This is a genomic window from Candidatus Acetatifactor stercoripullorum, assembly GCF_944382095.1.
Lineage (GTDB): Bacteria > Bacillota > Clostridia > Lachnospirales > Lachnospiraceae > Acetatifactor > Acetatifactor stercoripullorum.
Genome location: NZ_CALWMU010000039.1, coordinates 21,404 through 27,911, shown reverse-complemented (window position 1 = coordinate 27,911; position 6,508 = coordinate 21,404). Strand labels below are relative to the sequence as shown.

Genomic DNA, 6,508 nt, shown 5'->3' with positions numbered 1-6,508 from the left:
GCATTTTTTGAAAGTTGCGGATAACTGGACGCAGCAGATTTATCCGGTGGGGATAATTCTGCGGAAACTCAAGCAAAATTTTACATTGACTTTCTCCACCGTCCTGTGCTATAGTACAGGATGTATGGAAAACAGATTCACAGAGTCTTCCATGCAAATATTTTTTGGCAGCTTTGGCTGCATTATTGATTGAGTTAAAAGCTCAAATTTTATAAGTTGGTTACTATAAACCTGTGCAGCTGCACACCTAACTTGTGAAACGGTCAATAAGAGTAGTAAAAGTAAAATATTTGCTATATAGACTCTAAAAACCCAATATCTGTCCATTTTCATACCATGAAAATACCGTAAGAGACGAATCCTTTCTAAAAGAGGATTCGCTGCAAACGTCACAGATACCGACTATCCAAGCAGGCAGGCCGCACAGCGGCTGCCTGCTTTTTTGCGGTGTGTCCGGCGGGCGTATGCCAGCAGGGTCAGGGCCGGAATTACCAGAGGAAGGAAATCCTATGAGCGAGAAAATCACATTATATGGCTTTAACAACTTAACAAAGTCTCTGAGCTTCAACATTTACGATGTGTGCTATGCGAAAACCCAGAGGGAGCAGAAGGATTATATCGCTTATATTGACAAACAGTATAATTCCGAGCGTCTGACCAAAATCCTCACAAATGTGACGGATATGATCGGAGCAAATGTGTTGAACATATCCAGCCAGGATTATGAGCCTCAGGGGTCTTCTGTAACCATATTGATCGCGGAGGAGAGCATGATTCCTGCAGGTGACACTACTGTGGCGCATCTGGATAAAAGCCACATTACGGTGCATACCTATCCGGAATATCATCCGGAGACTTATCTTGCCACCTTCCGGGTGGATATTGACGTGGCTACCTGCGGGGAAATCACGCCCCTTTCCACGCTGGATTACCTGATCGGCTCCTTTGACTCGGATATTATCACAATGGATTACAGGGTGCGGGGCTTTACCAGAGATGTGGGCGGGCACAAGCTGTTTATGGATCATCATATGACTTCCATTCAGGACTACATCAACAAGGAAATTCTGCGTCGCTATGACGCTGTGGATATTAACGTTTACGAGGCAAATATATTTCACACCAAGATGTTGATTAAGGAGGTGGATCTGCAAAACTACCTGTTTAACAGCGATGTGTATGAGCTGCCGCCGAAGATACGCCTGGAGATTATGGATAATCTCCGGAGAGAAATGATTGAGATATTCAGCGGGAGAAATATTTACTGACAAAGCTTGTTTTGTGGCAAAGAGGAGAGGTGAAGGCCGTGGGGAGATTTAATCAGGCAAAAGCGCCGATCTATGAAGCGCTGGAGGAATTCAGGCAAAACAGAATCGTACCCTTTGACGTCCCCGGGCATAAGAGAGGACGGGGGAACCCGGAGCTGGTGGAGCTTCTGGGTCAGCAGTGCGTGGGAATTGATGTAAACTCCATGAAGCCTCTGGACAATTTGTGCCATCCTGTTTCAGTGATCAGAGAGGCGGAGGAGATTGCCGCAGAGGCATTCGGCGCCGCCTATGCCTTTTTGATGGTTGGAGGAACCACCTCCTCAGTACAAAGCATGGTGTTTAGTACCTGCAAAAAGGGAGACAAGATCATTCTTCCCCGCAATGTCCACCGCAGCGTCATCAACGCGCTGGTGGTAAACGGCGCAACGCCCATCTATGTAAATCCGGAAACGGATAACAGGCTTGGAATTGCGCTGGGAATGCGGGTATCTCAGGTGGAAAAGGCCATCCGGGAAAATCCCGATGCAGTGGCAGTTTTGGTAAACAATCCCACCTATTACGGTATATGCTCCGATTTAAGAAGCATTGTAAGGCTGGCCCATGGATACGGCATGAAGGTGCTGGTGGATGAGGCTCATGGAACTCACTTTTATTTCGGTAAGGATATGCCCATATCAGCAATGGCTGCGGGGGCCGATATGGCCGCAGTGAGCATGCACAAATCAGGGGGGAGCCTTACCCAGAGCTCCTTTCTTTTGACGGGACCGTCCATGAATCCTGGCTATGTGCGCCAGATTATTAATCTGACCCAGACTACCAGTGCCTCTTATTTACTGCTGGCAAGTCTTGATATTTCCAGAAGGAATCTGGCCCTTCGGGGAAAAGAGGAATTTGCCAGAGTCATAGCGCTGGCGGAATACGCCAGAGAGGAGATCAACCGTATCGGAGGCTATTACGCTTACACGGCGGACCTGATCAACGGGGACAGTATTTTTGACTTTGACAGAACCAAGCTTACGGTAAATACTCTGGGAGTGGGGCTGGCCGGCATAGAGGTTTATGATCTGCTCAGAGATGAATATGACATACAGGCGGAGCTTGGGGACATTGCCAATATTCTGGCTTATCTTTCCATTGGAGACAGGGAGCGGGACATTGAGCGGCTTGTCAGTGCAATGGCGGAGATCAAGCGCCAATATGGAAAGGACGGCGCGGGGATGTTTAGCCAGGAATACATCGATCCCAAGGTGGCGGTGTCTCCACAGGACGCTTTCTATGCGGAGAAGGAATCCTTGCCCCTTTTGGAGACCAAGGGAAGGGTGTGCAGTGAATTCGTCATGTGCTATCCGCCCGGGATTCCCATATTGGCTCCCGGAGAGGAGATTACGGAGGACATTCTCAATTATATTCTCTATGCCAAGGAGAAGGGCTGCTCCATGACGGGGCCTGAGGACGCGGCCATTGAACGCCTGAATGTGCTCAAGGAGGTATGGGCCTAGGAAAAGCAGGAAAATGAAAGGCAGGAAAGCAATATGGAATTATGGTTTTCGGAACCTCATACGCCGGACGTAAAGCTGTCGATCCGGGTGGACAAGCAGCTTTACAGCGGGCAGAGTGAGTTTCAGAGGATTGATGTGTTCCAGTCAAAGGAATTCGGGCGTTTTCTTACGCTGGACGGGTATATGATGCTTACGGAGCGGGATGAATTTATTTATCACGAGATGATTACTCATGTGCCCATGGCGGTGCACCCCAATGTAAAAAAGGCGCTTGTGATCGGCGCGGGAGACGGCGGCGTGATCAGGGAGCTGACCAGATATCCCGGGGTAGAGCAGATAGATATGGTGGAGATCGACGAGCTGGTGGTAGAGGTCTGCAAAAAGTACCTGCCCCAGACCGCCTGCAGGCTGGAGGATGAGAGAGTTTCCATTTATTATGAGGATGGTCTGCGGTTTATCCGCTCTAAGGAAAATGAATATGATCTGATTATTGTGGATTCCACGGACCCCTTCGGGCCGGGGGAGGGGCTGTTTACCAAGGAGTTTTACGGCAACTGCTATAAGGCTCTTAAGGAGGACGGCATTATGGTGAATCAGCACGAAAGTCCCTTCTATCAGGCTGACGCCATCGCCTGCAAGCGGGCCCATAAGCGTATTGTGGAAAGCTTTCCCATCAGCCGGGTATATCAGGTGCACATTCCCACGTACCCTTCTGGACACTGGCTGTTTGGATTTGCCTCCAAAAAGTACCATCCCATCCACGACCTGAACGGGGCTGCATGGAAGCTTTTGGGCATTGATACCAGATATTACACCCCCAAGGTGCATCAGGGAGCCTTTTACCTTCCGGCTTATGTGGAGGAGCTTCTGCGCAGCGTGGAGGGAAGAGAAGCGTCCCTGTAAGTTCAGCTTTGTGGGAAGATAAGCAGGCAGGAAATAAATAGAGATAAACAGAAACAGGAAATGGAAGGAGAACCTGAATATGCTGGAATTCAAATATGACACGCAGCTTTTGATCGAAGGAGAGGGTCTGGACGAGGATGTGATCAGCGACTATTTTACCAATCACTTTCAGGGAGACTGCCTTCTGGCAGTGGGAGACGACGAGCTGATCAAGATTCATTTTCACACCAACGAGCCTTGGAAGGTGCTGGAATACTGTGCCTCTCTGGGGGAAATCTATGATATTGTGGTGGAGGACATGGACAGACAGGCAAGGGGACTGAAGGGCTGAGGCTTTCGGTCTTTCCTGCAGATAGATTCAGGAAAAAGGGACTGGAAGAAAAGCGGCAGGATACTGTCGGCAGAGAAAAGGAGAAAATTATGGGAAAAATATTGGTAATCGGCTGCGGCGGCGTTGCCGGCGTCGCCATTCAGAAGTGTGCAAAGTGTGCGGAAACCTTCGAGGAAATCTGTATTGCCAGCCGCACCTTGAGCAAATGTGAGGCATTGAAGGAAAAGCTTGAGAAAACCACCAAGGCGGTGATTACCGTGGAGCAGGTGGATGCGGACAAGGCACAAGAGGTGACGGCGCTGATCAAAAAGGTACAGCCTGACCTGGTGCTGAATCTGGCGCTGCCTTATCAGGATCTGGCCATTATGGACGCCTGCCTGGCCTGCGGCGTAGATTATGTGGATACCGCAAACTATGAGGCGGAGGACACGGAGGATCCCAAGTGGAGGGCCGTTTATGAGAAACGCTGCAAAGAGGAGGGCTTTACCGCTTATTTTGACTACTCTTGGCAGTGGGCCTATAAGGAAAGATTTGAAAAGGCGGGGATTACGGGACTTTTGGGGAGCGGCTTTGACCCCGGCGTGACCAGTGTTTTTTCCGCTTACGCCTTGAAGCACTATTTTGACGAAATTCATTATATTGACATTCTGGACTGCAACGGCGGGGACCACGGCTATCCCTTTGCCACCAATTTTAACCCGGAGATCAACCTGCGGGAGGTGTCCGCAAACGGCTCCTACTGGGAGAATGGCCATTGGGTGGAAACAAAGCCCATGGAGATCAAAAGAGTGTATAACTTTGACCAGGTAGGGGAAAAGGATATGTATCTGCTGCACCATGAAGAGATTGAATCTCTGGCAAAGAACATTCCCGGCGTGAAGCGGATACGCTTTTTCATGACCTTTGGACAAAGCTATCTGACCCATATGAAATGTCTGGAAAATGTGGGAATGCTTCGGACCGATCCTGTAATGTTTGAGGGAAGAGAGATCGTACCCATTCAGTTTTTAAAGGCGCTGCTTCCTGATCCGGCGTCTCTGGGTCCCAGGACTGTGGGAAAGACAAATATCGGCTGCATTTTCACCGGAGTGAAGGATGGAAAGGAAAAATCCATTTATATTTATAATGTGTGCGATCATCAGGAATGCTACAAGGAAGTAGGCTCCCAGGCTATTTCCTACACCACGGGCGTTCCGGCTATGATCGGCGCCAAGCTGGTAATGGAAGGGGTATGGAAAAAGCCCGGCGTGTTTAACGTGGAGGAGTTTGATCCCGATCCCTTTATGGAAGCCTTGAACGAATACGGCCTTCCCTGGAAGGTAGAAGAAAATCCTGTGCTGGTTGAATAACCGGCACAGGATTTTTAAAATCCATTGACTTCCTTTTGGAAATACAGTAAGGTTAATCCTTAGATGTGTTGGCAGTACGGAGGTGGATCATGCTTATTTTAGGAGTTATGTGCGCGGGGGTGCTTGTTGGAAGATGCTTTCTTCCCGAAAACTTTTTCCAGAAAAAGGGTAAAAGACTAAACGGGTATCTGCAGACTGCCTGTACAGCCCTTTTGATTTTTGCCATGGGAATCAGTTTGGGACGGAAGGAAAATCTTTTGGGAGAGCTTGCTTCCTTAGGGGGAAGCAGCTTTCTGTTTTTTGCTCTTCCCACCTTGTTTTCTATTCTGTTGGTGTATGCCCTCACCTGGCGGTTTTTATGTGACAAAAGGACAAAGGAGCATGAGGACGGGGAGACAGAGCTATGACACTGATTGCAATTACTGCTTTGATTCTGGGAATTATTTGCGGGGCATGGGGGGCAGACAACTCTCTTATCCTGAAAATTTCTGAGCATAAAGACCTTATTTTATATATTCTGATGTTTTCTGTGGGCATCAGCATCGGTATGCACCGGGGATTTTTCAAAAAAATCAGACAATATCACATAAAAATATTTCTGATCCCCCTGGGAACCATTCTGGGGTCGCTTTTGGGCGGCGTTTTGTGCAGTTTGATGACAGGATGTCCCTTAAGCAGCGGCACTGCGGCGGCAAGCGGACTTGGCTGGTACAGCCTTGCGGGAATCACCCTGGAAAGCCTATCCGGTGCACAGATGGGAAGCATCGCTTTTTTAAGCAATCTCATGCGGGAAATTTTTTCTTTTTTCAGCATTCCCTTTTTATCCAAAAAGCTTAACGGCTATGCCTGCATTGCTGCAGCGGGGGCAACCAGTGAGGACACCACGCTGCCCATGATGATAAAGTATACCGACGAGGAAACTGTGGTGTTTTCCGTGATCAACGGAGTGATCTGCTCTGCCTTTGTGCCCGTGCTGATCTCCCTTTGCTACGCCCTGTTTACCTGATTCTTGACCATGGATACAGGGATATATTATAATTTTTATGGAATAGGGTACTAAATTCCTGTGAGGTTACACATTGCACATTTCAACACAGACACGCTTTCGCTCCGGGCTGGCTGCAGCGGTACATAAGGCTGCAGGGGACGCAGCCTAAG

7 protein-coding genes are annotated in these 6,508 nt (G+C 48.8%); all 7 read left to right on the top strand.

What is annotated here, in order from left to right:
• Positions 1 to 509 precede the first annotated feature (509 nt).
• The 7 genes from speD to SHK35_RS11335 all read left to right on the top strand — a co-directional run bounded on the left by speD (position 510) and on the right by SHK35_RS11335 (position 6,356).
• Entirely contained in the window at positions 510 to 1,268 is a 759-nt protein-coding gene (gene speD, locus SHK35_RS11365; protein ID WP_318704351.1) for an adenosylmethionine decarboxylase, read from the top strand.
• Between the two features lie 38 nt (positions 1,269 to 1,306).
• Positions 1,307 to 2,767, top strand: coding sequence for an aminotransferase class I/II-fold pyridoxal phosphate-dependent enzyme (locus SHK35_RS11360; protein ID WP_318709844.1), 1,461 nt, complete (start codon positions 1,307 to 1,309; stop codon positions 2,765 to 2,767).
• A gap of 33 nt (positions 2,768 to 2,800) precedes the next feature.
• Positions 2,801 to 3,670 (top strand): polyamine aminopropyltransferase, encoded by an 870-nt coding sequence (gene speE / locus SHK35_RS11355; RefSeq protein WP_318704353.1) that lies wholly within the window; start codon positions 2,801 to 2,803, stop codon positions 3,668 to 3,670.
• A 79-nt stretch (positions 3,671 to 3,749) separates the two neighbouring features.
• Complete coding sequence (locus tag SHK35_RS11350) at positions 3,750 to 4,001, top strand: kinase to dihydroxyacetone kinase (RefSeq protein WP_318704354.1); 252 nt, start codon at positions 3,750 to 3,752, stop codon at positions 3,999 to 4,001.
• A gap of 89 nt (positions 4,002 to 4,090) precedes the next feature.
• On the top strand, positions 4,091 to 5,350 hold the full coding sequence (locus SHK35_RS11345) for a saccharopine dehydrogenase family protein (protein ID WP_318709843.1): 1,260 nt from the start codon (positions 4,091 to 4,093) through the stop codon (positions 5,348 to 5,350).
• Positions 5,351 to 5,439: 89 nt separating this feature from the next.
• Complete coding sequence (locus SHK35_RS11340; RefSeq protein WP_318709842.1) at positions 5,440 to 5,757, top strand: hypothetical protein; 318 nt, start codon at positions 5,440 to 5,442, stop codon at positions 5,755 to 5,757.
• The gene (locus tag SHK35_RS11335) at positions 5,754 to 6,356 is read left to right on the top strand and encodes a lysine exporter LysO family protein (RefSeq protein WP_318709840.1); all 603 of its coding nucleotides are present in this window, start codon (positions 5,754 to 5,756) and stop codon (positions 6,354 to 6,356) included. Before SHK35_RS11340 ends, SHK35_RS11335 begins: the two co-directional genes overlap by 4 nt.
• Positions 6,357 to 6,508 lie beyond the last annotated feature (152 nt).

Excerpts from the sequence above, each read along its gene's own strand:
- speD (WP_318704351.1), top strand. The coding sequence starts at position 510 with ATGAGCGAGAAAATCACATTATATGGCTTTAACAACTTAACAAAGTCT.
- speE (WP_318704353.1), top strand. The coding sequence starts at position 2,801 with ATGGAATTATGGTTTTCGGAACCTCATACGCCGGACGTAAAGCTGTCG.
- SHK35_RS11350 (WP_318704354.1), top strand. The coding sequence starts at position 3,750 with ATGCTGGAATTCAAATATGACACGCAGCTTTTGATCGAAGGAGAGGGT.
- SHK35_RS11345 (WP_318709843.1), top strand. The coding sequence starts at position 4,091 with ATGGGAAAAATATTGGTAATCGGCTGCGGCGGCGTTGCCGGCGTCGCC.
- SHK35_RS11340 (WP_318709842.1), top strand. The coding sequence starts at position 5,440 with ATGCTTATTTTAGGAGTTATGTGCGCGGGGGTGCTTGTTGGAAGATGC.
- SHK35_RS11335 (WP_318709840.1), top strand. The coding sequence starts at position 5,754 with ATGACACTGATTGCAATTACTGCTTTGATTCTGGGAATTATTTGCGGG.